Here is a 23,968-nt window from a genome sequence, read left to right on the forward strand (position 1 = left end):
AAAAAATATGTTTGAGTAGGAAATTTTCATTTTATAACTGAGTATGTAATACTAGAAAAATAGAAAATAATAATCGATTTACATTTTATATAAGAAAAGGGGAAATCACTTGTGTCCATTTTAATTGTAGATGATAATCCGGTGAATATCTTTGTAATTAAGAAGATTTTAAAACAAGCCGGATATCAGGATCTTGTATCACTTAATTCTGCACAAGAGCTTTTCGAATACATCCATTTTGGAAAAGATTCTTCCAGGCATAATGAAATAGATTTAATACTATTAGATATTATGATGCCTGAAATTGATGGACTTGAAGTTTGTAGGCGATTACAAAAAGAAGAGAAGTTTAAAGATATTCCTATTATTTTTGTAACAGCTTTAGAAGATGCGAATAAATTAGCTGAAGCACTTGATATAGGTGCAATGGATTATATTACAAAACCAATAAATAAAGTTGAATTGTTAGCGCGTATGCGTGTAGCACTACGCTTGAAATCGGAATTAAATTGGCATAAAGAACAGGAAGAAAATCTTCGGAATGAACTAGATTTAGCTACGCAAGTACAAAGAAACTTATTAAGTAGCCCATTAAGAGAAGAACACATAAAAATCGAAGCAAGTTACTTACCTTCATTTAAACTAGCTGGAGATATGTATTACTGGTATAAAATCGATGAAAACCGCTACGGTATTATATTATTAGATGTGATGGGACATGGTGTATCTGCTTCCTTAGTTTGCATGTTCATTTCGTCTGTATTACGTGAAACGATTAAATGTTTAATCGATCCAGAACTTGTCATGAAAGACTTAAATAAATATATGACTCTTTTACATAATGAGAATGACAATATTCCATATTATTTTACAGCGATATACTTAGTAGTTAATACAGAAGATAGAACGATTGAATATGTAAATGCAGGACATCCTTCTGGATATGTTTTAGTTGATGAAACAAATGTAGTGGAACTAAATCGCGGGAGTTGTGCGGTAGGATTTTTTGATGAGATAAAAGTTGAAAAGACAGTTATACCTTTTGAGAAAAATGCTCAAATCGTATTGTTTACAGATGGTGTACTTGAAGCAATAGCAAGTGATGAGTTTGAGGCTGAAGAGAAATTACGTAATTTTACAGAAAGAAAATGGGGAGAGTTAGAAGAAGAGATAGAAGGGTTTTACAAGGAAGAACAGAAGGAAGCACAATCAGATGATATGTGTCTTATCATGATACAAGCGAATGCGAAATAAAAAGCGTATGAAATCCAAATAGAGGATTTCATACGCTTTTATTGTATTTTTTGATAGATTTGTTCGTGTGGATTAAATTGCGTATAATGCGGCATGATATCCGAGAAACGAAGAGTTTCTTTATTTCCTAAACATAGGAATCCATTGTGACTTAAACTTTCATAAAATAGTTGCTGTACTTGGTTTTGAAGTTTACTTGTAAAGTAAATTAAAACGTTACGGCAAAGGATAATATGAAATTCGTTAAAAGATTGATCGGTTACTAAATTATGTTGTGCAAAAATAATGTTTTGTAACAGTGAAGGATTAAAATAAGCAAAACGACTATCCGTTGAATAATAGTTAGAAAATGCTTGTGTACCGCCAGCTTGTAAATAATTTTTCGTATAAGTTTGCATTTTATTTAATGGAAGAATACCTTGTTTTGCTTTTTCTAACACATCTGTATTCATATCTGTTGCGTAAATAATAGCTTTTTCACTTAATCCTTCTTCATGAAGTAAGATGGACATAGATAATACTTCTTCACCAGTTGCGCATCCAGCGTGCCAAATTCTAATTTCAGGATGCTTTCTTAATTCAGGAATAACATGCTCTCTTAGCGCCTTAAAAAAGATAGGGTTACGGAACATCTCAGTTACATTAATCGAGAAATCATTTAATAACTGTTCTAAAACCCCTTCCTCGTGAATTACTTTTTCTATTAATTTTGAAATGGTAGGGATATTAGAAATCTGCATTCGATTACAAATCCGCCTATAAATAGATGTGCGAGCGTATTGGCGAAAATCAAATCCTGATAGTTTAAATACCGCTTCTAATAGTAAGTCAATTTCTAAGTTCGTACGCTTATCCATATCTACTGATGGATCAAAATTATAATACTTATTTTCCACTGAAACGAAACCTCACTTATTTTATTAACCATACACTCATTACCGAATAGAGTTGATGTAAATTTAATGGTTTACTTATATAATCTGAAGCGCCAGCAGATAAACATTTTTCCTTATCATTTGGCATTGCTTTAGCAGTTAATGCAATAATAGGTATTTCATGTAACCCTAAATTCATTCGGATATGTTCCATCGTTTCATAACCGTCCATATTTGGCATCATAATATCCATTAAAATAAGGTCGATATTTGTATTGTTTTTTAGTATTTCTAAACACTCTAGGCCGTTTTGTGCAGTAATGATATTGGCATGGTGTTTTTTTAATGCATTTTGTAATGCAAATATATTTCGATGATCATCATCGACAATTAAAATGGTTTTCTCTTGGAAGACATTATGTGTTTCTGGAAGAACGATGGTTTCCTCAACAACTTCAGCAGGAATAACTTCATCTACTGTTGCTGCGACTTCTAAATTGGATACTTGTATATCAGTTAATCCGTTTGGAAGGTTAGGAATATATACGGTGAAAGTACTGCCTTCTCCTACATGACTTTCTAACGTAATCCAACCACCTAATAGTCTAGCAAACTCTTTACAAATAGATAAACCTAATCCTGTACCACCATACTTCCGAATCGTTGCGCCATCTGCCTGTTGAAAGGCTTCGAAAATAAGTTGATGCTGTTCTTTAGCGATACCAATACCAGTATCTTTTACTGAAATTGATATCCAGTCTTTACTTATAGACTGCATATCATGACTCAAGTTGCTTGTTTCTACCGAATCGAAATGTAAAGAGACGGATCCTTTTTCCGTGAATTTAAATGCATTGGATAATAAGTTTTTAATAATTTGTTCAATCCGTTTTGCATCTGTATAAAACAGATCAGGAATCGTGTCACTGTCTTCAACAGTAAATTCAACATTTTTTTGTGCAGCGATATGTAAGAAGTTTTGATGCATACTTGCTGCCATATCACTTAGATTTGTTGCTTCAAAAATAACATCTAGTTTTCCAGCTTCTACTTTAGATAAATCTAGTATGTCATTAATTAAAGTAAGCAAATCTTTCCCTGATGAATGAATGACGGTTGCTAATTCAATTTCATCATCGGATAAATGATTATCATGATTTTCTTTTAACATTTCAGATAATAGTAAAATACTATTTAGTGGTGTACGTAATTCATGTGACATATTTGCTAGGAATTCTGATTTGTATTTTGAGCTACGTAACAACTCGCTTGCTTTTTCTTCTAATTCTAATTTAGTCACTTGTAAGTCAGCTGTCTTTTGCTCGGCCTCTTCCGTTCTAGACTCTAACTGTTCGTTCGTTGTTCTTAATTCCTCGGCTTGCATTTGTAGTTCTTCCGCTTGCGTTTGCAATTCTTCAGATTGAACTTGTAACTCTTCTGTCATTGCTTGTGATTCATGTAAAAGAGTTTGAATTCGCATACGTCCCATAATACTATGGATTGTTAAACCTAGATTATCAACAGTTTGGTGAATTAAATCTTGATGTAAATCTGAAATGTCAGTTACACTCACTAACTCCATTACTGCAATCACTTCATCCTCAAATAAGACAGGGATGACTAGTAAATTTTTAGGGCGTATTTCTAATAATCCAGTAGTAACGTAACGAAACTCTTCAGGTATGTCCCTAAGAATAAAACTTTTCTTTTCTAAAGCAGACTGTCCAATGAAACCTTCACCCATTTTAATAGATTGTTTTCCAATATCAATACCTTGATCGGCGAAAGAAGCTTTTTTCACAAAGTAGACAGTTTCTTCAACTTCTTCACGTACATAGAATGCACCGCAAGAAGTCTGCGTTTTTTGTATAATGCCACTCAAAATTTTGTTACCTAACATCTCAATAGAAGATACACCTTGATACATTAAAATTAATTCTGCAATCTCCGTTTGTAACCACTCTCTTTTCGATATTTCGTCTAGCAGATGGTTCGTTGTATGAGCAAGATCTTTTATTTCATCATGTGTATTTACATGAATTCTTTCCGTAATTTTTTCTTTAGAAGAAATGGATTTAATAGCTTGAATTACATTTTTAATCGTTTTTGTAATGGAATTGGAAATATAAAGTGAAACGATAATAGAAATACAAGATAGTAAGAACAATAAACTGTATAACCAACGCTCTAATTTATTATTTTCAGTATCTAATTGTGCAGCTCTTTTTTTCGTTAGTTGTTCCTCAGTGCTCCGGAAGTCAGTTAGTTGTGATTGTAATGATTGGATTTCGGTAGTGTCGATTTCTTGTATTTTATTACTATTATGATTTGCAATTAACGGGTGAATCTCTTTATTCATCCAATTAGTAATGTTTCCATTAATCTCTTTTAATTTTTCTTGCTGAGATGGATTATCTTCTAATAAAGAAAAAAGATTATGGTAATGTTTTTCATAATCTCTTTCGGCAGAGTTAAGAGATTGCAAATAGTTCGCGTTATTAGAAGTGATAAAGCCTTTCGCTTTATTTTCAATTGTTAGCAAGTCTTTCTCCACTTGATTCGTTAAATTGAGAACTTTAAAATCGTGATCAATAATAAAATTGCGAGATTTTTGTAAATTGGAAATCTGATTGTTTAACATAATAAAAGAAATAAGTAAAAACAAAATGATAACTAAATAACCAGCCATAATTTTGTAGCGAATACTAAATTTTGCTTTCGATTTCATTAAAAATTCCTACCTTCAAGGTTATTAAAAGTTTTCTATTTTAAAGAATGAAAAACGTAATATATATTATATCAGTTTTCATAGGGCTAAACTAGAAATCCCCCTATTGTATTAGGGGGTCTCGTTTTGAATAGAGGAAATCATTTTGAAGTATAAAACTATGTATGAAAAATAACAATCGAGGGAATAGGGGATAATAAAACCTTTAAGAAGGAAAGAGTGTTCTTAAAGCTCTTTTTGCATCTATTCCTTCAAATATAAATAATACAAGCTCTCTCTTTTTTATAGTAAGGAAAAATGATACTAATGTGCTTAAGTTTTTAATAGAAGTAAGTGTTCCTCGTTTACTTATAAATACATTCGTTTGAAATGTTGTCATTAAAGCATAAAAATGATGAATCTGCGTTATTGTAGGTGTTTCATTATAAAGAATAGTAGTAGAGTGAATGGCGTTCATCGTAATTTTCCTTTCCATATAATAAGCATAACAATATAAACGTACCCGTTTTAAAAAAAGTTAAACATATAAATAAGAAAAAATATAGTTATAGTTTTTTACGTTTAGAAAGGGGGAAGAAGGGTATACATATACCATAAAGAGATTGACCGAAGATGGATTGTAAAGTTTTAGTCTATAAAAATATACTTTTACTTTAAATAAAAAGGAGACTGTTACATATGGATAAAATGATAACGGATATTACATTTGATTTCATTTACTTGTTAAGTAGTTCTCTTGTAGTCCTTTTATTATTAGCATTTTTCGTAAATGGTTATGTGAATAAAAAAATTAGTGTATATAAAAACGAAGAGTAATAAAGATACGTTATATAAAATTTTAGGAGGTTAATAGTTATGAATATGGATAGAAAAATAGTAGGTGTTTTTCCAACAATTGATGATGCGGCACTCGTTATTAATGAATTAAAGGAAAAAGGATACTCGGCAGATAACATTTCAGCTATTGCGAAAGATCAAAAGGAAATTGAACATCTGGAAGAAAAATCAGGTGAGAAAGTGAATCATGAAACTGCACATAAAGGAGATATCTTTTCAGCGACAGGGCTTGTAGCTGGAGGAGTAGCAGGCGGACTCGGTGGTTTATTAACAGGTCTTGGTGTACTTGCTGTATCTGGACTGGGCCCAATTGTAGCAGCGGGACCGATCGCAGCAGCTATTGGGGGAGCCGGTATTGGCGGAGGAGCTGGAAGTTTAATAGGAGCATTTATTGGCTTAGGAATCCCTGAAGACCATGCTAAGAAATATGAAGAATACATTTACGATGGAAATATATTGATTTTAGTAGATGCAAAATTAGATGATAAGTTAGAAATCTATAAAATATTTGATAAGCATCATGCTTATAACTCTGATTTCTTTAAATAAGCAAAGTGAATATCATTTTTTGATCTTACAACTTTGGCGCGACCGAGGAGTCGTATGACTATAAGAGAGGAAGGGCTTATAGTAAAAGATCAAGTTCTATTACGTTATTTTAAAAGGAAAGAGGTGTCTATTCGTGATTGTAAAAATATTAAAAGATAGTAGTAATAGTTTCCTTTGTACAGTTCAAAATAAAAATGGAGATCAGTATGTGAAGAAATGGTTTCGTAAACATGAAAACAATGAAGAATTAGGACGACCAACTTTTAAAGAAGTAGAACGCGACTGGAAAGAAAATAGGGAATCATTTATATATCCTAATGTTAAAGCGCTTTATTAAACATAATAGGCATTTTATTCTTACAAAACTGTCACATTCCTGTAAGGTAATTCAATAGATTCGTTGTTTGTTCCATGTCATAATAAAGACATAAGAAAGCTTATTCAAACTACAACTTATTAGGAGAGTGTCAGTCATGATTGTAACAACAACGTCTGGAATTCAAGGTAAAGAAATTATTGAGTATATCGATATTGTAAATGGTGAAGCTATTATGGGTGCAAATATTGTCCGCGATTTATTCGCTTCTGTTCGTGATGTTGTCGGTGGTCGTGCTGGTTCTTACGAAAGTAAGCTAAAAGAAGCTCGTGATATCGCAATGGATGAAATGAAAGAACTTGCAAAACAAAAAGGTGCGAACGCTATCGTTGGCGTTGACGTAGATTACGAAGTAGTTCGTGATGGAATGTTAATGGTTGCTGTAAGTGGTACAGCTGTACGTATATAAGTAAATAAAAAAACAGGCTCACCCCTCGAAGATTATGCTTCGAGGGGATTTTTTTGTTCATAACTAAAGGTAAGAGGGAGAAGAGCCAATATACTAGCCGGCTTATTTCAAATGTAGTATATTATTTTTAAAGGTAAAAGTAATAATATGGAAAAATATTAACTTTATGACAAATAATAAAATTGTCATTTGAGGTAAGAAGAGAAATAATGGTATGAATAGCCTTAGAGAGTGTATAGTTTATAGAAATAAACGATTGAGCATGTAAAGAGTTATAGTACATAAAATTTATCCCGCGCTAACGGACAGTAAAACTCTCACCTCAAAATTTCAATTGGAGCAAAGAAGTTAGGTGGGAGATCAACTGTCCGTAAACGTCCGATTGGTGAGATCTGATTAAAGTTTTACTTTATAAAGGATTGGAGGCAATTACATTATGTTTTGGTTAGGGGGTTTTTTAGGCTACATTGTAGGTTCAGTTATTACATGTGCTTTACTTTACTATGGATATAGATCTAGTGAAAATAAAAAAGCGGATATACGAAAGAGGGAGGAGAGGAAAATCAATCAAAAAGGTGTATAGGATGTGGAACGTAAGGTGATTACGTTGATGCCAAAATAAAGGACAGTACATATTGGATATGACGACTATGTACTGTCCTATTTATTCTTTTTGAATTAGGAAAAGTTATTTGCTGTCTTACTATAAATTTTATAGGCGAAATAACCAAATAAATAGCCTATTCCGGTCCCTAAACTAACTGAAAGCAGGGAGAAGTCCGGGAAAAACATGCCGAAAATCAAGCCGATCATACAACCAATAAACATTCCTATTGGTATTAAACTGTCTAATAAAATTTGAGCCTCATTTGATTTTTTCTTACCCAATTTGCCGTGCTTATATTTATGTTCCAATCTTTTTATTACAAATACTACAATTCCCCCGACTATTAGAACAGGCGCGATTGCCGAAATGAACCACATGTTAGAAGCTCCTTTCACCTTTTAATAGAATTATACCAAAAAATTACAATTATAGACTGCTAAACGTACTATCTAGTCTATTTAAAAGGTAAATGCAAAAGACTTCTTCTTTTGCATTTAATAACTCGTCAAAAACACTTTCCGATACGATAAACTTAACTAAATCTATACAATTCAATCAAATTTATCTTGTTCAACTAAGGGCGCAATTCCTTAGCCAGTTCTCTTATGAACTTCTCATGTTTTCACATGAGCGCAGACTATATGTTTATCTCTTTAAAGATAGAGGATTTTTCCATCACCATAGGCTTGTGATGTAATCTCGTCAGTTATACGAGATAGTCGTTGAACGTTCATCTTATCACTTTTGACTTAGATGATTCGAGGCGGAAGACCCATTGTTCTAGTGTTTAGGATTTAACCTTGCACGATCTGATTGATTTTTTCTGCTTTCGCAACATTCACGCTCGCCATTTCTAGCCACGTTGTAGTTCAATCAGCTTTAGGGATTGCCCGCAGTTAACCCTCACTACTAGCCAATCACTTGACTAGCAGGGCTTACTGATATATTTAATTAACTTTCGTTATAATTGGTTAAATAAATCATAACAGTTAGTTACCCTTTCGTTTTCTCAGCGGACTGTACAACATCAACCGCCGTTTTCACATCCGCTAAGTCATATGTAGAATGTACTTTCATAAAACGTAATTGCTTATTTTCTACTAAGTGAATTAAATGACGAAACGTTTCTTGCCATTTATATGGTGACACTTCTTTATTCCAATGTCGTAAATGAAATATGTTCGCGTGCACTTTTGCTTTCGTGACAATCTCTGCCCAGTTAACTTGTACACCTGATAGAAGGCCGATCGTTAAAAAATGCCCGTTTGGACGTAAGGAGGAAGCTAATTCATTTCCATCTGGTCCCCCGATAGAATCAATTGCAGCATCCGCACCGAGCCCGTTCGTTAATTCCATAACGGTTTCATAAAGCGGGGTAGTGGAAGTATCGATTACATGATGAGCGCCAAGCTGAAGTAATTCGTCTGTATGTTTACTATTTCTTGTTACGGCAATGAGTTGGAAATTTAAAATTTGCGATAACTGCGCAAAAAGATGGCCAATAGCGGATCCACAAGCATTTACTAATAAAACGTCATTTCGTTTTAAGTTTAGCGTTTCTGTACATGTAACCCACGCTGTAAGGGGATTAATATACATTTGTGCCGCTGTGAAATCATCAATGGTATCAGGAATAGGGATTACAAAATCAGCTGATGTTTTCACATATTCTTGCCAAGTACCTTCTCCGCGTAACGGTAAAACACGTTTGCCGATCAGGTCTCTAGAAACAAAAGCTCCCACATCTTCTACAATACCAACACCTTCATAACCAGGTATGTTAGGTAACGGAATTCTATGTGCATACGCTCCGGTTATTGGAATTAAGTCAGATGGATTAATCGGTCTAACTAACATACGAACTAGCACTTCATTATCTCTTAATGGTTCTATATTTTTATATTCAACTTGTAGTACATCTTTTGGATTGCCAAACTTGTGAAATTGAATGTGTTTTCCGTGCAAGATAAATGTGCCCCCTTAGTTTGATTGGGTTTATTATAGCATTTATAGCTTGTGCACATATCGCGTTAACGATAGATAAAAGTGAACAGAAAGGTGTTATATATACATTTGATGGAATTGAGAGAGAAATTTTAAATAAGGTAAATTTTCCAGAGTAATGTAGTTATAGGAGGTAATTAATAGTTTTTTTTACAAATAAACACTTATTGTTCCATATAAAGGTGAAAAGGGAGTATTTACCCCAAAAATGTCGTTTTTTAATTTTTCCTTCGACAAAATACGACATAATACAATCAGGTCATCTGATATGATAAGTTCGTAAATCTTACATATTATCATTGGAGGAAATATTCATGGGTAAAATTTTTAAGTTTGGATGTTTAGGATTCATCGGTTTAATCGTACTAGGTATCATTGGATCGGCATTAGGTGGCGGAGATGATGAAAAAGAAAAATCTTCTACAGAGCCAAAGCAAGAAACTAGTGCTCCAGCTACTAAAGAAGAACCTAAAAAAGAACTTTCTAAAGAAGGCGAGTCTTCTAAAGTTAAAATCGCTGTAGGATCTGTTGAATCAGTGGATTCTGTAGGTGGCGAATATTTAAAAGAAAAAGCACAAGGTGTGTTTAAAGTAGTTGAAGTTACAGTTACAAATAATCAAAAAGATGCTATTACTGTTGATGCTAACAGCTTCAAATTAGTTGATAATAAAGATCGTGAATTTACGTACTCTACACAAGCTCAAACAGCTTTCGATGTAGGTAACGGTGGTAAGTCTGATTTCTTCTTAAAACAACTTAACCCTGGTTTATCTCAAACAGGTAAAATAATCTTTGATGTTCCTGCCGACGCACAAGGATTAGTTTTAAAAGCTCGTGGCGGTATGACAGGAAAAGAAATTAAATTAAAAGTGGAATAGTTAAAGGCACTCAAATGAGTGCTTTTATTTTTCCTTCCCAAATACAATTTAACAATTACGCATAAATGGAGGAATCAGCATGAACAAAAAGGTAATCGGAGGGATTTTAGGTGTTATTGTAATCATCATAGCTCTTGTGAGTATGAACGTATTACAAAAAAACGCTAAAGAAACCGAAGAAAAAAAGAAGCGTGAAGCTAGTTATGTTCAAGCAGCAGCGGAATTTTATGATAATATCGGACTAATGGGATTTGTTGCTGATCTTGTTTTACCACAATATTCACAGGCCTGGTCTAAAGCTATTGATGATCGCCGAGATTTTAATATCGCTGTAAATGCTAAGAAAAACTCAAATGATACAATAATTTCCCAAGCAGCTGTAATATATAATGATATGGAAGGGCAATTAAAAACTGTTTCTGAAGCTGCAAAAGAAAATCCAGATAAGTATAAAGAACTTTATGATGAATACAAAAAGATGTATGGGACCATTACATCTTTAAAGGAACAAACTGAATCACCTAGTGGGACCTTAATGACATTTAACCAAAATGCAAATATGTTATTTCAGGAATACAAGAAGTATAAAGGAAATATCGATGTGGTTGTATCTGAGGATATAAAAAGTGAAGTTGAAAAGTTAAAAGAAAAAAACAAGAAATAATTAAAATCGTAATTGAAGTTTTCAAAAGCAAGAAGCTACTTTTAGAGTAGCTTCTTCTATTTTTTATTAAGCCGAAGCTCTCTTCATTCTCTCAAGTAAACTAGATAACACATGCGTACGATACGATTCTAGTTTTTTGCCTTCATAAGTACGGATACCTAATTTTTTTAGTTCTTTTACATACCAACCTTTGCTTCCGAAATACATGTGATCGCTCCCCTTCAACTTTGTTTTTATTTGTTCTGATTGCATATGGAGGTACAGGATTATAATGAAGGAAATGAATTTCGCGCGAAAATGGTTAACTTTGTTGCAAAAGACATATATACTAAAGATAGTATACAACGAGGTGGACAAGACGTGATTATAGAGAAGCACGAAATTCAAATTGACCAAATTACGAGCGGTAAGGTGAATATCTTTACTTTCTATCGAAATAGAAAGCAAATTGATGATCATTTTTTACGATTGCAAGAACCATCGCTTACAGCAAACTACTTCTTCCATTTTCATTTTGATGCAGAGAGCTTGCATCTACTGCAGGAAGAGTTTCAGGGCGTATATCCGTACGACGGTAGTGAAACGATTCACGACTGGACGGAAAAGATGAAAGCAGAATTGCAACATCAGATCCAAACAGGAAAATGGAATAAGCGCGTACGTATCGGTAATCGCATTCTAGATGTGGTGTTTACGTGGTGTGACGAAGATATAGTAGAATGAAAAAGAAGCGGATGACGCTTCTTTTTTTAGCGCTGGAATAAAACGAGCTTACCTGCAGAAGATGTGCAGCGATGTGTTTTTTCATACAATCCTTTTTCTCGTAAAATAGATTCACCTTTTGTTTTCGCTTCTTTTTCAGTTGCCGCCTCGAATGATTCGTCTAATGCTTTTGAACCATCTTTTTCAAAGACTGTTAGAACGTATACTCCCATGAAAATTCCCTCCAATAATAAAAATCAGAATCTTATAACTATTTTGGCATAAATCACTAGAATATGCAAAGAAATATATGACATTGCGTGTTAAAATAGAGTGAAAGTTTTATGGACACTAGATTTACTATTTGTAGTAAAGTACGGAAAAGAAAGGATCGTTATTTGTGAAACAAGTGAAGTTTATACATGCGGCTGATTTGCATTTGGATAGTCCGTTTAAAGGAATGGAGATGAATGTACCGCAGTCTGTTTGGAAGAGAATGAAGCAAAGTACGTTTGAATCGTTCGAACGTATTGTTGATAAAGCGATTCAAGAGCGCGTTGATTTCGTATTGCTAGCCGGGGATTTGTATGATGCGGAGACGAGAAGTTTGAGGGCGCAAGTGTTTGTGCGCGAGCAAATGAAGAGACTATCGCAGTACGATATCCCTGTTTTTATTATTCACGGTAACCACGATCATTTAGGGGGAAGCTGGGCAGCAATTGAATTTCCAGAAAATGTTCACGTGTTTACGGAGCCTTACGTAGAAGAGAAATCATTTTATAAAAATGGTGAGTTGTTAGCTTCTATTTACGGGTTTAGTTATTTGCAGCAAGCGGTAACGGATAATATGACAGCGCAGTATACGAAAATGAGTGATGCGCCTTTTCATATTGGCATGCTTCACGGAAGTGTGGAAGGGGATGCAGAGCATAATCGCTATGCACCGTTTCAAATTCGTGAGCTAAAAGAAAAGCAGTTTGATTATTGGGCTCTCGGCCATATACATAAACGTGAAATTTTATCAGAAGAGCCGTGCATTATTTATCCAGGGAACATACAAGGGCGCCATCGTAAGGAAACGGGCGAAAAGGGCGCGTACTTGATTGAACTCACGAAACAAGGAACGCAATGTTCATTTTTCCATACGGCGGATGTTGTGTGGGATGAGATAGAAGTGAGTATCGATGGACTTGAAACTGTTGATGAACTTATGACGAGCGTATCGAGTGCGATGAATGAGTGCCGAAGAGAAGAGGAAGGAACGCTATTAACGGTCTTATTTACAGGACAGGGGCCACTTTCTCCTTATTTACGCGATGAAAAACGTGTGGAAGAGATTTTTCATATTTTAGCAGCGGGCGAAGAGCGAAAAGATTTCGTATATGCGATGAAGTGGAAAAATGAGACGGTTTCTTTTGCAGAAATCGAGCGTTTGAAAGAAGAAAATCATTTCGTCGGTAGTGTGCTAAAGGAGTTAGAAGCTTTCACAAATATGGACGGAGTATTGCGAACCATTTGGACATCTCCTGTAGCGCGTAATAGTATTGAATCTTTTACAGAAGAAGAGAAGAAAGAGATTCAGAAGGAAGCGGAAAATATTATTTTAGAACAATTATTCCAGCAAGAGAGGGATAAGAAATGAGAATTGAAAAACTCCATATTTATGGGTACGGAAAATTAGAAAATGTGGAAATGGATCTTTCATTGCTGACCGTTTTATATGGTGAAAATGAAGCGGGGAAATCGACAATTCGTTCATTTATGAAAAGTATTTTATTCGGTTTTCCAACGAGAGGACAACGCCGTTATGAGCCGAAAGAAGGCGGCAAGTATGGCGGTGCGATCACTGTACAAACAGAGAAGTACGGCCTTTTGAAAATTGAACGATTACCAAAGACAGCCAATGGCGAGGTAACCGTTTATTTTGAAGACGGGAAAACGGGTGGCGAAGAAATTTTACACGATATATTAACCGGGATGAATGAAAGTTTATTTGAATCGGTCTTTTCTTTTGATATGCATGGCCTTCAAAACATTCATCAGCTAGGCGAAGCGGATATCGGCAATTATTTATTTTCGGCAAGTGCAGTCGGAAGCGATGCGCTATTACAGCTCGATAAAAAGCTAGAAAAAGAAATGGATCAGCGCTTTAAGCCGAGCGGGCGTAAACCGGAAATTAACGTGTCACTGCAAGAGATGAAGAAACTTGAAGAGAAGATGAAAGAGTGGCAAGGGAAAATTGGCACGTATGAAAAACAGGTCGAACAGTTAAAAGAAAGTGAAGAGAAGCTTGCTTCTGTTCGCGCAGAAAAAGAGAGTGCAGAAAAACGAAAGCAAGATTATGAAATATTAGCAGCGCTTGAGCCTCTCGTTATTGAAAAGCGTGCGTATGAGAAAGTGTTAGAAAACGAGAAGGGGCAGTTTCCTGTAAACGGAATGGCGCGTTATGAAGCGATTAAGGCGAAGATGGAGCCGCTCCAATTACAAGTTGATTCGCTCCATAAAAAAATAGAGACAGTGCAATCGGAAATGGAATCGATTCAAATAGATGAAGAGTTTTTACAAAAAGAAAGTTATGTAGAAGAACTTCGCATGCAGCATATGTCGTATGAAAATGCACGCCAAGAAATGCGTGATATAACAGGAACGATTACGAATATAAAAGAAGAGCTTGCAGAACTCGAGCAACAAATCGGTGCTACTTTTGAAAAAGAAACAGTCCTTTCGTTTGATATGAGTTTGGCAACGAAAGAGTTAATTACGCAGGCAGTACAAAAGGCGCGCGAATTAGAAACGCAAAAAGCACAGCTTGATGATCGTTTTAAAGTAGCGCAAGAGCAATTAGAAGAACAAGAAGAAAACATAAGACAGATTCAGAAGCAAATGTTAGCGGATGAAGAACGAAATGCGTTAGTTGAGAAAGAAAAATCGTTCCAAGATGCGGCGTTTATCGGTATGGGTGCTGAGAGAATGAAGCGTAAGTATGAGGAAAAAGCAGGAGCGGCGATGCAAAAGAAAAAACAGTGGCAAAGAGTTTGTCTTCTGTTACTTCTTATTAACACATGCGTGTTATTCACAAGCTTATTTATAGATAACCGAGCACTCTTATTTATTAGTGTCATTATTTTTGTAGGGATTGTTCTTGCCCTCGTTTTATATAAAGATCCGTCAAGTGGATTACAAGAAGAACTTCTTACTCTTCAGCAAAGTGCTGGCGGGAGACAAAGTGAAGAAGCGATGTCTGTTCGTTATGAGTTAGAAAAAGACGAAGAGATTCGTAAGTTATTTGAGCGTGAGTCTTATAAATTGCAGCAAATGGAGCGAGCGTATGATAAAGTCGTTTCATCGTATGAGGAATGGGAGAGAGAAACGTTCCGCACGAGCGAACAAGTAAATGTGTATAAAAAGCGCTATACGTTCCCTGAATTTTATACGTATGCGCACATATTGCCGGCGTTTGAGCGTATGGAAAAAATGCAGCAATTATATCGTGAATTAGAGAAACAAGGCACGCGAAAATCTTCATTATATGAAATGATTTCCCAATTTGAACATAAACTAGAAACTGTTATCGGTAGTGCGGAGTATAGTAAGCTGCACGAGGCACAAAGCCGTATGCAAAATGAGAAAGAGAAGCGCCAAACTTGTAAGCAGTTAAAAGAAAAACTGACGGAATGGCAAGAAGAATATGAGTTCATGCAAGAACAATTAAAGCAATTACTAGTAGAACGAGACAGTTTATGGCATATTGCAGAAGCTACAAATGAAGAGATGTTTTTAGAAGCAGGTAAACTAGCGGAAAAACGTGAAGATGCGGAGAAGCAAGTAGGACGTTTATTACCGCAAATTGATCTTTTAGAACAACGTTTAACGAGTTTATCATTAGCTGAACATTATGAAGCTGACGGTTATGATGAAAAATTAAAGCAAGAACTGACAGCCGCGCAAAACTGTCTGGCACAAGAAAAAGAACTGACAGAGCGTATTGCACAGCATCGTATGGAAATTGCGAATTTAGAAGAAGGTAGTACGTACGGAGATTTAATGCATGAATGGGAAATGAAAAAAGCGCAAGTGCGTGAACAAGTGAAGAAGTGGGCTGCTTATGCGGCTGCAAAGACAGTGTTAACGAAAACGAAGCAATATTATCATGAAGTACATCTTCCTCGTATTTTACAAAAATCAGAAGAGTATTTCGTCTATTTAACCGGCGGACGATATAGTAAAATCTTTTCACCGTCAGAGGCGGAGCCGTTTATTGTAGAGCGTAACGATGGTATGCGTTTTTATAGTCATGAACTAAGCCAAGCGACAGCTGAGCAGTTGTATTTATCGCTGAGATTTGCGTTAGCAAAAACATTTGAGCATGATTATCCATTTATTATTGATGACAGTTTCGTGCACTTTGATGCGGTAAGGACGAATCGGACGATTGAACTTATAAAGGAAATTGCAAAGGATAGACAAGTGATCTTCTTTACATGTCATGCGCATTTACTCGCGTATTTTACAGAAAAACAGATTATAAAATTAACACATATGCGTAAAGAAAATGAGTTGTAGTGTGCTATACTAAAAGTAACTGATTTGGTGGAGGAATTCGAATGAAAAAGAAAATTGCAGAGTATGAAGTTGGTGAACAAGTCGATATTTTCTTGTTAATTAAAACAGCGACAAAAGGTATCGCGAGCAATGGAAAGCCATTTTTAACAGTAATCTTACAAGATCCAAGTGGAGATATTGAAGCGAAATTGTGGGACGTATCACCAGAAGTTGAGAAACAATATGTAGCGGAAACAATCGTGAAAGTGGCTGGAGATATTTTAAACTACAAAGGCCGTATTCAATTACGTGTGAAACAAATTCGTGTTGCAAATGAAAATGAAGTAACAGATATCTCAGATTTCGTAGAAAAAGCACCAGTGAAAAAAGAAGATATGGTTGAGAAAATTACGCAATACATATTTGAAATGAGAAATCCGAACATTCAACGTCTAACAAGACATTTATTAAATAAGCATCAAACCGAATTTTTAGACTATCCAGCAGCGACGAAGAACCATCACGAGTTCGTATCTGGACTAGCTTATCACGTCGTATCGATGCTTGATTTAGCGAAAGCTATCTCAAATCTATATCCATCATTAGATAAAGACTTGCTATATGCAGGCGTTATTTTACATGACCTTGGTAAAGTAATCGAGTTGTCTGGTCCAATTTCCACAACGTATACGTTAGAAGGAAATTTATTAGGCCACATTTCGATTATGGTGAACGAAATTGGTAAAGCAGCAGACGAGCTGCAAATCGATGCAGAAGAAGTATTAATTCTTCAACACATCGTCCTTTCTCACCACGGAAAAGCAGAATGGGGTAGCCCAAAACCACCATTAGTAAAAGAAGCAGAAATTCTGCATTACATCGATAACTTAGATGCAAAAATGAACATGATGGACCGCGCATTAGGACGCACAAAACCAGGTGAATACACTGAACGTGTCTTTGCTCTTGATAATCGTTCGTTCTATAAGCCGTCGTTCCATAATTAATAGTATGAATAAAGTGGCCTCATTAAGTGTTAATACGCTTAGTGGGGCTGTTTTTGTATTGAACATTAATGTAGAAGTGCATGTGTTATATGGAAGAATTGATCTCAAGATGTTTTTTTCTGGACTTATCGTTCCAGAAAAATTATACTGAATTATATAATAGGGGGGTGTTATTAATTGGGTAGAAAAATTAGCTTTAACAAAGAACATGCACTAAATAAAGCTATGCATTTATTCTGGGAGAAAGGTTATGACGCTACATATATATCAGATCTTATTGAAACGATGGGTATAAGTCGCTCTACTCTTTACGATAGCTTTGGAGATAAGGATGCACTATTTAAACTCGTTTTAGAACAGTATAAAAACTATGGTTCTCAAAAGAGAAATTTACTTTTTAGTGATACAAATACGAAAGAATCACTGAAATCCTTTTTTTATCAACATATTGAAAAATGTTATTCAGATGACATTCCAAAAGGTTGTATTATAACTAATTCTTCATTGCTGATTGGGCAAATTGATCCTTCCATAGAAGAAATACTCATAAATGATTTTAATGAACTTGAAAAAGCATTTAAGCAAGTTATCGAAGAAGGAAAAAAGAAAGGAGAAATTTCACAAGAGGATGACACTGAATTAGTTGCATATTCTTTATTAAGTTTAAATCATAGTCTTAATTTAATGTCTATGTATAAAAAAGAGAAAAAGCTAGCATATAATTTAGTTGATAAGGCTATTGCAGAGCTATAGTCTTTCTTTTTTAATTGTTTTGGAACGAACGTTCCGAAAGTGGAAGGAATGATAAATTTGACTAAAAAGACAAATTTTCTAATATTCATTTTAGCAATTAGTTGTGGCTCACTTGTTGCGAATATTTATTATGCACAGCCAATTGTACAATTCATTGCAAAAGACTTGAATATCGCTTCGGATTTATCTGGATTGCTCACTACTTTGACGCAAATTGGATATGGATTGGGCTTGTTTTTTATCGTACCAATGGCAGATTTATTCAAAAGTAAGAAAATAATAGGTATTCTTATCGGACTCACTATTATTTCATTGATTGGTACGCTAATTTCGACAAATGGAATTGTTTTTTTAATACTAACAACTGTAATTGGTATTGGAGCCTGTGCAGCTCAAATGTTAGTTCCGCTAACAATGAGGATTGTACCTATTGAAGAGACGGGTAAATATGTGGGTAAAGTAATGAGTGGTTTATTAATTGGGATTATGATTGCTCGCCCATTATCTATCGGAATAACTGAATGGTTCGGCTGGAGAATGGTATTTCTTTTTTCACTAATCATTCTAGTTGCTGTATTACTGTTACTTATAAAATTTTTGCCCAACTATGAAGTAGTATCAAATAGTAACATGTCATATTCAAATTTAATAGCTTCTATGGTAAAACTGCTACTACATACTTCTCCGTTACAACAAAGAGCTTTTTATCACGCATGTTTATTTGCAACATTTAGTCTTTATTGGACAGTTATTCCAATCTTATTACGGTCAGAACCATTACATTTCTCAAATAATGAAATTGCATTGTTTGGATTTGCTGCAATAGCTGGAGCTTTATTAACTCCTACTATTGGTAAAATCGCAGATAAAGGCTATATTTTTACAATGACTAATGTATCAATGGCGCTCGTACTATTATCTATCGTACTATTATTTTTTGTTCAAGATCATTCACTTTTTAGTGTGATTGTAATACTTATTTCAGGTATTAGCATCGATATTGGTGTAGCAGGAAATTTATTATTAGGTCAAAAAGTTATCTTTAGTTTGAATCCTGAGATAAGAAACAGACTGAATGGATTATATATGACCATTTTCTTTTTGGGAGGAGCCTTTGGTTCATGGATTGGAAGTTATACGTACTATAAATTTAATAGCGAAGTACCGTTACTCATTGGAGCGGCTTTACCTTTAATCGCCTTATTTGTGCATTTAATAAAAAATAATGCGATACATTTATCAAAAACGAAAAATAAATATATGTCTTAACGTTATACAGTTTAGACAATGAAAGTACTTGAATGAAATAGTAGAACAAAACCATCGTTCTATAATTAAGCTTGTAAATAGAACGGCCTCATTAAGTGTTAATACGCTTAGTGAGGCTTTTTTTTATAGGAAGTAAATCATAAGATACAAAAAATATCTCGAATTTGAGATAAATCACTTGCTTTTTAATCACTTGAGGTGTAAAGTGATAGTAACGAAAGCGATTGAGTCATATGAAAAACATACACTCAGTTGCTTTCGAGTTAAAAACGAAAGTAACTTATGCAGTAAAAACTAAGATGAATTTACAAAAATATAATGAAGAATAAATTGAAACGTTAAAAACCATATTAGTTGTGGGAAATGTTATTTTTTTAGTCATCACTTGACTAGTAAAACGAAACGGAGGAATAAACAATGTATGAAATTAAAGGGCATCATCACATTTCAATGGTTACGAAAAATGCAAATAAAAATAATCACTTTTATAAAAATGTACTTGGCTTACGTCGCGTGAAAATGACAGTAAACCAAGATGATCCGTCAATGTATCATTTATTTTATGGAGATAAAACAGGAAGTCCAGGTACGGAATTAACGTTTTTTGAAATTCCTTTAGTAGGAAAAACATATCGCGGTACGAATGCCATTACTCGAATTGGATTACTTGTTCCTTCAGAGGATAGCTTGCATTACTGGAAAGAACGATTTGAGACATTTGATGTGAAACATAGTGAAATAACAACATATGCAAATCGTCCTGCTTTACAATTTGAGGACGCTGAAGGTCTTCGCTTAGTATTACTCGTTTCAAACGGAGAAAAAGTAGAGCACTGGGAAACTTGGGAGAAATCAGAAGTTCCTGCAGAGCATCAAATTCAAGGAATGGGTTCTGTGGAAATGACAGTTCGTAGACTTGATAAAATGGCGAGCACACTTACAGAGATGTTTGGTTATACAGAGGTTAGCCGTAGCGAAGAGGAAGCAATTTTCCAGTCCATTAAAGGAGAGGCTTTTGGAGAAATCGTTGTGAAATATTTAGATGGTCCTACTGAAAAACCGGGCCGCGGTAGCATCCACCATTTAGCAATTCGTGTGAAAAATGATGCAGAGCTTGCTTATTGGGAAGAACAGGTGATACAAAGAGGCTTCCAGTCTTCAGGAATCATCGACCGTTTCTATTTTAAAAGCTTATATTTCCGCGAATCAAACGGAATCTTATTTGAAATTGCAACAGATGGACCAGGATTTACAGTTGATGGAGATGTGGAACATTTAGGAGAAAAACTTGATTTACCACCGTTCCTAGAAGATCAGCGTGCAGAGATTGAAGCGAATTTAGTACCTATAGAAGAGAAGTAATAGAAGAGAAAATATAAATTTTAAAACCATTGGAGGAATATAAAATGAACCAATTAAAAGGAATTCACCACGTTACAGCGATTACAAGTAGTGCAGAAAAGAACTATGAGTTTTTCACTCACGTTTTAGGAATGCGTTTAGTTAAAAAAACAGTAAACCAAGATGACATTCAAACGTATCATTTATTCTTTGCAGATGATAAAGGTAGTGCAGGAACAGATATGACATTCTTTGACTTCCCAGGTATTCCAAAAGGAGTACACGGTACGAATGAAATTTCAAAAACTTCATTCCGTGTTCCAACTGATGTGGCATTAGAGTATTGGGTAAAACGTTTTGACCGTCTTGAGGTCGAACATACAGGAATTAAAGAGCAATTTGGTAAGAAAACTCTTTCTTTCGTTGATTTCGATGATCAACACTATCAATTAATTTCAGATGAACTTGATAAAGGGATCGAATCAGGTACACCGTGGCAAAACGGACCAGTTCCATTAGAATATGCAATTACTGGTTTAGGACCTGTATTCATCCGTATTGCAAACTTTAGTTTCTTCAAAGAAGTGTTAGAAAAAGTTTTATTATTTAAAGAGGTTGCGCAAGAAGGAGAATTCTATTTATTTGAAGTAAACGAAGGCGGAAACGGTGCATCTGTCATTGTAGAACATAATACGGTTCTTCCAGAAGCACGACAAGGTTTTGGTACAGTGCACCATGCTGCATTCCGCGTAGAAGATCGCGCTGTATTAGAAGAATGGATTGAGAGAATCAGTAGCGTAGGGCTTCCTTCATCTGGCTACGTAGATCGTCACTTCTTCGAGTCATTATACGCAAGAGTTGCACCACAAATCTTATTTGAATTTGCAACAGACGGACCAGGATTTATGGGAGATGAGCCATACGAAACACTTGGCGAAAAATTATCTTTACCTCCATTCCTAGAGCCAAAACGTGAAGAAATCGAAAAATTAGTTCGTCCAATTGATACAGTGAGAAGTACGAAGGAATTTATTAAAGAGTAAAAGTAGAGGTAATAAGTAGGAGAGCAAGTAGTTTTAGCTGATAGCTGGAACTGCTTGCTTTTTTTGTTTTCGCTTTATAAGTATTTTGCTAAAATGAATGTAAAACTGATGGAGGAATAGAATGACGAAAATTAATGGGTATACTTGTAGATGCTGCGGTACATATCATGAAGAAATTCCAACGAGCTATGGATCAGCAGCTCCTTTTTATTATTATGATGCTGAACCTGAAGAGCGAGAAGATAGATTTGAAATGAACGATGATTTATGCGTGATGGATGGAGAACACTTCTTTATGCGAGGGAGTATTGAAATTCCTATCATTGGCACAGATGAACATTTCATATGGGGTGTATGGGTTTCATTAAGTCAAGCAAATTTTGATAAGGTGAATGAATGCTGGGATAAACAAGAACTGTTAGAGCCAATGTTTGGGTGGCTTTCTACAGATTTACCATATGAGCTGGAAACAGTCAATTTAAAAACGATGGTTCACCCAAGAGCCGATGGCATTCGTCCTTATATTGAACTAGAGCCGACAGACCATCCTCTAGCAGTGGAGTTTAGAGAAGGAATAACGATGGAACGGGTACAAGAAATAGCGGAACAACTGTGTGTAAATAACGAGGATGATGAGGAAGAGTGCTGATATTTGTTCAGTGCTCTTTTTATTATATGGAATAAAATAATTGACTTACTTTTCATTTGTAACTATAATGGTTACAAAGAAACTGTCAGTAATAGAAATGAGTAATATTTTTTTAATATAGTTGTAACCATTATAGTTACAATTAAAAATAATTATAAAACAACCAAATAATGTAAAAACTTTAAATAGCAACAAGAGAAAGGAGACGGGAATGTTGAAACGGTTTAAGTTTTATATGATTAGCGGTATTGTGCTCGTTTTACTTATCGTATGTAACTTCGTTGATAAGCCAATCGCGAAGGTTGGAGAAGTGAAAGATACTGTTATGATGAAGCTGAATACGAAAGAGAGTATGGCGCAAATTGATGGGCAGACGATTTATTTTAAGAAAATTGGTGAGGGGAAACCACCTTTACTTATGCTGCACGGGTTTGGTGGTTCTTCAGATGGATTTAGTGATATTTATCCGGAACTTGCGCGGGACCACACGATTATTGCAGTGGATATTTTAGGGTTTGGGCGTTCTTCTAAGCCAATTGATTTTGAGTATTCGTTTCCTGCACAAGTGAATTTATATTATAAGTTAATGAAAAAGCTCGGATACGATCAGTTTGCGGTGCTCGGTCATTCAATGGGCGGAGAGATGTCACTGAATTTAGCGTATTTATATCCGGATGCAGTGACGCATCTCATTTTGGCGGATGCTACAGGGATAGAGTCTTTCCAGCAAAAAGAAAGTTATGAAGTGCCGCCGTTATCGACAGACTTACAAACTGTAACTGAGATTACGGATTACAATAAAAATGAAGTGAAAAATAGTCGTGACGATAAAGAGCACTATGATCAGCTGACGAAAATGAGAGAGCGCCGCATTGCGATGGAAGCCGATAAAATTAAGGTGCCGACTTTAATTATATGGGGACGACACGATAAGAGTGTTTCTTGGAAAAATGGTGAACTGTATCATGGACTATTTGCAAATAGTACGTTTCATATTATTGAAAAGGGATACCATGCACCGTTTCGCCAGGAACCAATCGAGTTTATGGAATATGTACAAGCGTTCTTCGCGAAGAATCCACAATGATAAAATTTTAAGCATAAATCTACTTCTTTCCTCATACAGTGAAACTAATAAGGCTTGTCTAAGGAAAGGAATGAAGTAGAGTGGAAACTTTACCATGGTGGGTGTATCTTGTAATCGTTGGGATCGTATTAAGTGGCTACATGGTTTTATATACTTCAAAAAAAGAGCAAGAGATGGATAATGAGTTTATTGAAAAAGAAGGCGAAGTGTACATGAAGCGCTTAGCAGAAGAGCGCGAGAAACGTAATCAGGATAGTGATAAAGATTCTGTATTGCTTTAATAGAAATGTTGAAAGGCTATTATCTAGTAGAAGTTTACATCTAGGTGGTAGCCTTTTTCTTTGTTGGGAAGCATGTATACGAAATTCATTATGAACTTTTATTGAGGGCATTT

27 protein-coding genes are annotated in these 23,968 nt (G+C 35.0%); 20 read left to right on the forward strand and 7 right to left on the reverse strand.

Going from position 1 to position 23,968, the window contains the following annotated elements:
* The first annotated feature begins 111 nt into the window (after positions 1-111).
* Entirely contained in the window at positions 112-1,254 is a 1,143-nt protein-coding gene (locus EGX95_RS03945; RefSeq protein ID WP_000025554.1) for a fused response regulator/phosphatase, read from the forward strand.
* Positions 1,255-1,292: 38 nt separating this feature from the next.
* Here the strand turns inward: EGX95_RS03945 and EGX95_RS03950 are convergent, their stop codons facing one another.
* From EGX95_RS03950 to EGX95_RS03960, 3 genes are all read right to left on the reverse strand, one after another.
* Positions 1,293-2,150, reverse strand: a complete 858-nt coding sequence (locus tag EGX95_RS03950) for a CheR family methyltransferase (RefSeq protein WP_000429026.1) — start codon at positions 2,148-2,150, stop codon at positions 1,293-1,295.
* Positions 2,151-2,166: 16 nt separating this feature from the next.
* Complete coding sequence (locus EGX95_RS03955) at positions 2,167-4,857, reverse strand: ATP-binding protein (RefSeq protein WP_123805456.1); 2,691 nt, start codon at positions 4,855-4,857, stop codon at positions 2,167-2,169.
* A 205-nt stretch (positions 4,858-5,062) separates the two neighbouring features.
* Entirely contained in the window at positions 5,063-5,314 is a 252-nt protein-coding gene (locus tag EGX95_RS03960) for a hypothetical protein (protein WP_000991341.1), read from the reverse strand.
* A gap of 221 nt (positions 5,315-5,535) precedes the next feature.
* Between EGX95_RS03960 and EGX95_RS30200 the strand changes: the two genes are divergently transcribed.
* The 5 genes from EGX95_RS30200 to EGX95_RS30205 all read left to right on the forward strand — a co-directional run bounded on the left by EGX95_RS30200 (position 5,536) and on the right by EGX95_RS30205 (position 7,611).
* Positions 5,536-5,673 (forward strand): hypothetical protein, encoded by a 138-nt coding sequence (locus EGX95_RS30200; RefSeq protein ID WP_000359816.1) that lies wholly within the window; start codon positions 5,536-5,538, stop codon positions 5,671-5,673.
* A gap of 39 nt (positions 5,674-5,712) precedes the next feature.
* Entirely contained in the window at positions 5,713-6,243 is a 531-nt protein-coding gene (locus EGX95_RS03965; RefSeq protein ID WP_001055602.1) for a general stress protein, read from the forward strand.
* Positions 6,244-6,376: 133 nt separating this feature from the next.
* Positions 6,377-6,580 carry a DUF4028 family protein gene (locus EGX95_RS03970; protein ID WP_001970570.1) on the forward strand — a complete coding sequence of 68 codons (204 nt, stop codon included), beginning with the start codon at positions 6,377-6,379 and terminating at the stop codon, positions 6,578-6,580.
* A gap of 136 nt (positions 6,581-6,716) precedes the next feature.
* Positions 6,717-7,028 (forward strand): YbjQ family protein, encoded by a 312-nt coding sequence (locus EGX95_RS03975; RefSeq protein WP_000637511.1) that lies wholly within the window; start codon positions 6,717-6,719, stop codon positions 7,026-7,028.
* A gap of 436 nt (positions 7,029-7,464) precedes the next feature.
* A complete protein-coding gene (locus EGX95_RS30205; protein WP_000498643.1) occupies positions 7,465-7,611 on the forward strand; it encodes a hypothetical protein in 147 nt (48 codons plus the stop codon).
* A gap of 95 nt (positions 7,612-7,706) precedes the next feature.
* On the opposite strand, the gene EGX95_RS03980 is transcribed toward EGX95_RS30205, so the two are convergent.
* Positions 7,707-8,012 carry a hypothetical protein gene (locus EGX95_RS03980; RefSeq protein ID WP_000264236.1) on the reverse strand — a complete coding sequence of 102 codons (306 nt, stop codon included), beginning with the start codon at positions 8,010-8,012 and terminating at the stop codon, positions 7,707-7,709.
* Between the two features lie 616 nt (positions 8,013-8,628).
* Positions 8,629-9,600, reverse strand: a complete 972-nt coding sequence (locus tag EGX95_RS03985; RefSeq protein ID WP_000546064.1) for a zinc-dependent alcohol dehydrogenase family protein — start codon at positions 9,598-9,600, stop codon at positions 8,629-8,631.
* Positions 9,601-9,620: 20 nt separating this feature from the next.
* On the opposite strand from EGX95_RS03985, the gene EGX95_RS30210 reads away from it, so the two are divergent.
* The 3 genes from EGX95_RS30210 to EGX95_RS03995 all read left to right on the forward strand — a co-directional run bounded on the left by EGX95_RS30210 (position 9,621) and on the right by EGX95_RS03995 (position 11,181).
* Positions 9,621-9,758, forward strand: a complete 138-nt coding sequence (locus EGX95_RS30210) for a hypothetical protein (RefSeq protein ID WP_000578943.1) — start codon at positions 9,621-9,623, stop codon at positions 9,756-9,758.
* A 195-nt stretch (positions 9,759-9,953) separates the two neighbouring features.
* Positions 9,954-10,517: a DUF4352 domain-containing protein gene (locus tag EGX95_RS03990; RefSeq protein WP_000515998.1), complete on the forward strand. Its 564-nt coding sequence runs from the start codon at positions 9,954-9,956 to the stop codon at positions 10,515-10,517.
* A gap of 79 nt (positions 10,518-10,596) precedes the next feature.
* Positions 10,597-11,181, forward strand: coding sequence for a hypothetical protein (locus tag EGX95_RS03995; protein WP_001036904.1), 585 nt, complete (start codon positions 10,597-10,599; stop codon positions 11,179-11,181).
* A gap of 66 nt (positions 11,182-11,247) precedes the next feature.
* On the opposite strand, the gene EGX95_RS04000 is transcribed toward EGX95_RS03995, so the two are convergent.
* Positions 11,248-11,388, reverse strand: a complete 141-nt coding sequence (locus tag EGX95_RS04000) for a YflJ family protein (protein ID WP_000273537.1) — start codon at positions 11,386-11,388, stop codon at positions 11,248-11,250.
* 153 nt (positions 11,389-11,541) lie between these two features.
* Between EGX95_RS04000 and EGX95_RS04005 the strand changes: the two genes are divergently transcribed.
* Positions 11,542-11,904, forward strand: coding sequence for a hypothetical protein (locus EGX95_RS04005; RefSeq protein ID WP_000582778.1), 363 nt, complete (start codon positions 11,542-11,544; stop codon positions 11,902-11,904).
* 26 nt (positions 11,905-11,930) lie between these two features.
* Here EGX95_RS04005 and EGX95_RS04010 read toward each other — a convergent pair whose 3' ends face one another.
* A complete protein-coding gene (locus EGX95_RS04010; protein WP_000539555.1) occupies positions 11,931-12,116 on the reverse strand; it encodes a YhzD family protein in 186 nt (61 codons plus the stop codon).
* Positions 12,117-12,283: 167 nt separating this feature from the next.
* Between EGX95_RS04010 and EGX95_RS04015 the strand changes: the two genes are divergently transcribed.
* The 10 genes from EGX95_RS04015 (at position 12,284) to EGX95_RS04060 (ending at position 23,855) form a co-directional block, all read left to right on the forward strand.
* On the forward strand, positions 12,284-13,525 hold the full coding sequence (locus tag EGX95_RS04015) for a metallophosphoesterase family protein (protein WP_000815727.1): 1,242 nt from the start codon (positions 12,284-12,286) through the stop codon (positions 13,523-13,525).
* The gene (locus EGX95_RS04020) at positions 13,522-16,446 is read left to right on the forward strand and encodes an ATP-binding protein (protein WP_001217596.1); all 2,925 of its coding nucleotides are present in this window, start codon (positions 13,522-13,524) and stop codon (positions 16,444-16,446) included. Before EGX95_RS04015 ends, EGX95_RS04020 begins: the two co-directional genes overlap by 4 nt.
* Before the next feature lie 41 nt (positions 16,447-16,487).
* Positions 16,488-17,432, forward strand: a complete 945-nt coding sequence (yhaM, locus tag EGX95_RS04025; protein WP_000726640.1) for a 3'-5' exoribonuclease YhaM — start codon at positions 16,488-16,490, stop codon at positions 17,430-17,432.
* Positions 17,433-17,609: 177 nt separating this feature from the next.
* Positions 17,610-18,185, forward strand: a complete 576-nt coding sequence (locus tag EGX95_RS04030) for a TetR/AcrR family transcriptional regulator (RefSeq protein ID WP_000532764.1) — start codon at positions 17,610-17,612, stop codon at positions 18,183-18,185.
* A 48-nt stretch (positions 18,186-18,233) separates the two neighbouring features.
* On the forward strand, positions 18,234-19,454 hold the full coding sequence (locus EGX95_RS04035) for an MFS transporter (protein WP_000609256.1): 1,221 nt from the start codon (positions 18,234-18,236) through the stop codon (positions 19,452-19,454).
* Positions 19,455-19,871: 417 nt separating this feature from the next.
* Positions 19,872-20,816 carry a ring-cleaving dioxygenase gene (locus EGX95_RS04040; RefSeq protein WP_000272996.1) on the forward strand — a complete coding sequence of 315 codons (945 nt, stop codon included), beginning with the start codon at positions 19,872-19,874 and terminating at the stop codon, positions 20,814-20,816.
* Between the two features lie 44 nt (positions 20,817-20,860).
* Positions 20,861-21,838: a ring-cleaving dioxygenase gene (locus tag EGX95_RS04045; protein ID WP_001072561.1), complete on the forward strand. Its 978-nt coding sequence runs from the start codon at positions 20,861-20,863 to the stop codon at positions 21,836-21,838.
* A 121-nt stretch (positions 21,839-21,959) separates the two neighbouring features.
* Complete coding sequence (locus EGX95_RS04050; protein WP_000161563.1) at positions 21,960-22,487, forward strand: DUF2199 domain-containing protein; 528 nt, start codon at positions 21,960-21,962, stop codon at positions 22,485-22,487.
* A 214-nt stretch (positions 22,488-22,701) separates the two neighbouring features.
* Positions 22,702-23,574 carry an alpha/beta fold hydrolase gene (locus EGX95_RS04055; RefSeq protein ID WP_123805808.1) on the forward strand — a complete coding sequence of 291 codons (873 nt, stop codon included), beginning with the start codon at positions 22,702-22,704 and terminating at the stop codon, positions 23,572-23,574.
* An 80-nt stretch (positions 23,575-23,654) separates the two neighbouring features.
* Positions 23,655-23,855, forward strand: coding sequence for a sporulation YhaL family protein (locus EGX95_RS04060; RefSeq protein ID WP_000449227.1), 201 nt, complete (start codon positions 23,655-23,657; stop codon positions 23,853-23,855).
* Positions 23,856-23,968 lie beyond the last annotated feature (113 nt).

Origin of the sequence: Bacillus sp. FDAARGOS_527 (assembly GCF_003812125.1) — a bacterium.
Lineage (GTDB): Bacteria > Bacillota > Bacilli > Bacillales > Bacillaceae_G > Bacillus_A > Bacillus_A paranthracis.

Bases quoted from the DNA above. Each gene is read 5' to 3' on its own strand.
- EGX95_RS04000 (WP_000273537.1), bottom strand. From the start codon at position 11,388: ATGTATTTCGGAAGCAAAGGTTGGTATGTAAAAGAACTAAAAAAATTA.
- EGX95_RS03980 (WP_000264236.1), bottom strand. From the start codon at position 8,012: ATGTGGTTCATTTCGGCAATCGCGCCTGTTCTAATAGTCGGGGGAATT.
- EGX95_RS30205 (WP_000498643.1), top strand. From the start codon at position 7,465: ATGTTTTGGTTAGGGGGTTTTTTAGGCTACATTGTAGGTTCAGTTATT.
- EGX95_RS04020 (WP_001217596.1), top strand. From the start codon at position 13,522: ATGAGAATTGAAAAACTCCATATTTATGGGTACGGAAAATTAGAAAAT.
- EGX95_RS03995 (WP_001036904.1), top strand. From the start codon at position 10,597: ATGAACAAAAAGGTAATCGGAGGGATTTTAGGTGTTATTGTAATCATC.
- EGX95_RS04040 (WP_000272996.1), top strand. From the start codon at position 19,872: ATGTATGAAATTAAAGGGCATCATCACATTTCAATGGTTACGAAAAAT.
- EGX95_RS03965 (WP_001055602.1), top strand. From the start codon at position 5,713: ATGAATATGGATAGAAAAATAGTAGGTGTTTTTCCAACAATTGATGAT.
- EGX95_RS04035 (WP_000609256.1), top strand. From the start codon at position 18,234: ATGATAAATTTGACTAAAAAGACAAATTTTCTAATATTCATTTTAGCA.
- EGX95_RS03955 (WP_123805456.1), bottom strand. From the start codon at position 4,857: ATGAAATCGAAAGCAAAATTTAGTATTCGCTACAAAATTATGGCTGGT.
- EGX95_RS03975 (WP_000637511.1), top strand. From the start codon at position 6,717: ATGATTGTAACAACAACGTCTGGAATTCAAGGTAAAGAAATTATTGAG.
- EGX95_RS04045 (WP_001072561.1), top strand. From the start codon at position 20,861: ATGAACCAATTAAAAGGAATTCACCACGTTACAGCGATTACAAGTAGT.
- yhaM (WP_000726640.1), top strand. From the start codon at position 16,488: ATGAAAAAGAAAATTGCAGAGTATGAAGTTGGTGAACAAGTCGATATT.
- EGX95_RS03960 (WP_000991341.1), bottom strand. From the start codon at position 5,314: ATGAACGCCATTCACTCTACTACTATTCTTTATAATGAAACACCTACA.
- EGX95_RS04010 (WP_000539555.1), bottom strand. From the start codon at position 12,116: ATGGGAGTATACGTTCTAACAGTCTTTGAAAAAGATGGTTCAAAAGCA.
- EGX95_RS04050 (WP_000161563.1), top strand. From the start codon at position 21,960: ATGACGAAAATTAATGGGTATACTTGTAGATGCTGCGGTACATATCAT.
- EGX95_RS30200 (WP_000359816.1), top strand. From the start codon at position 5,536: ATGGATAAAATGATAACGGATATTACATTTGATTTCATTTACTTGTTA.
- EGX95_RS03990 (WP_000515998.1), top strand. From the start codon at position 9,954: ATGGGTAAAATTTTTAAGTTTGGATGTTTAGGATTCATCGGTTTAATC.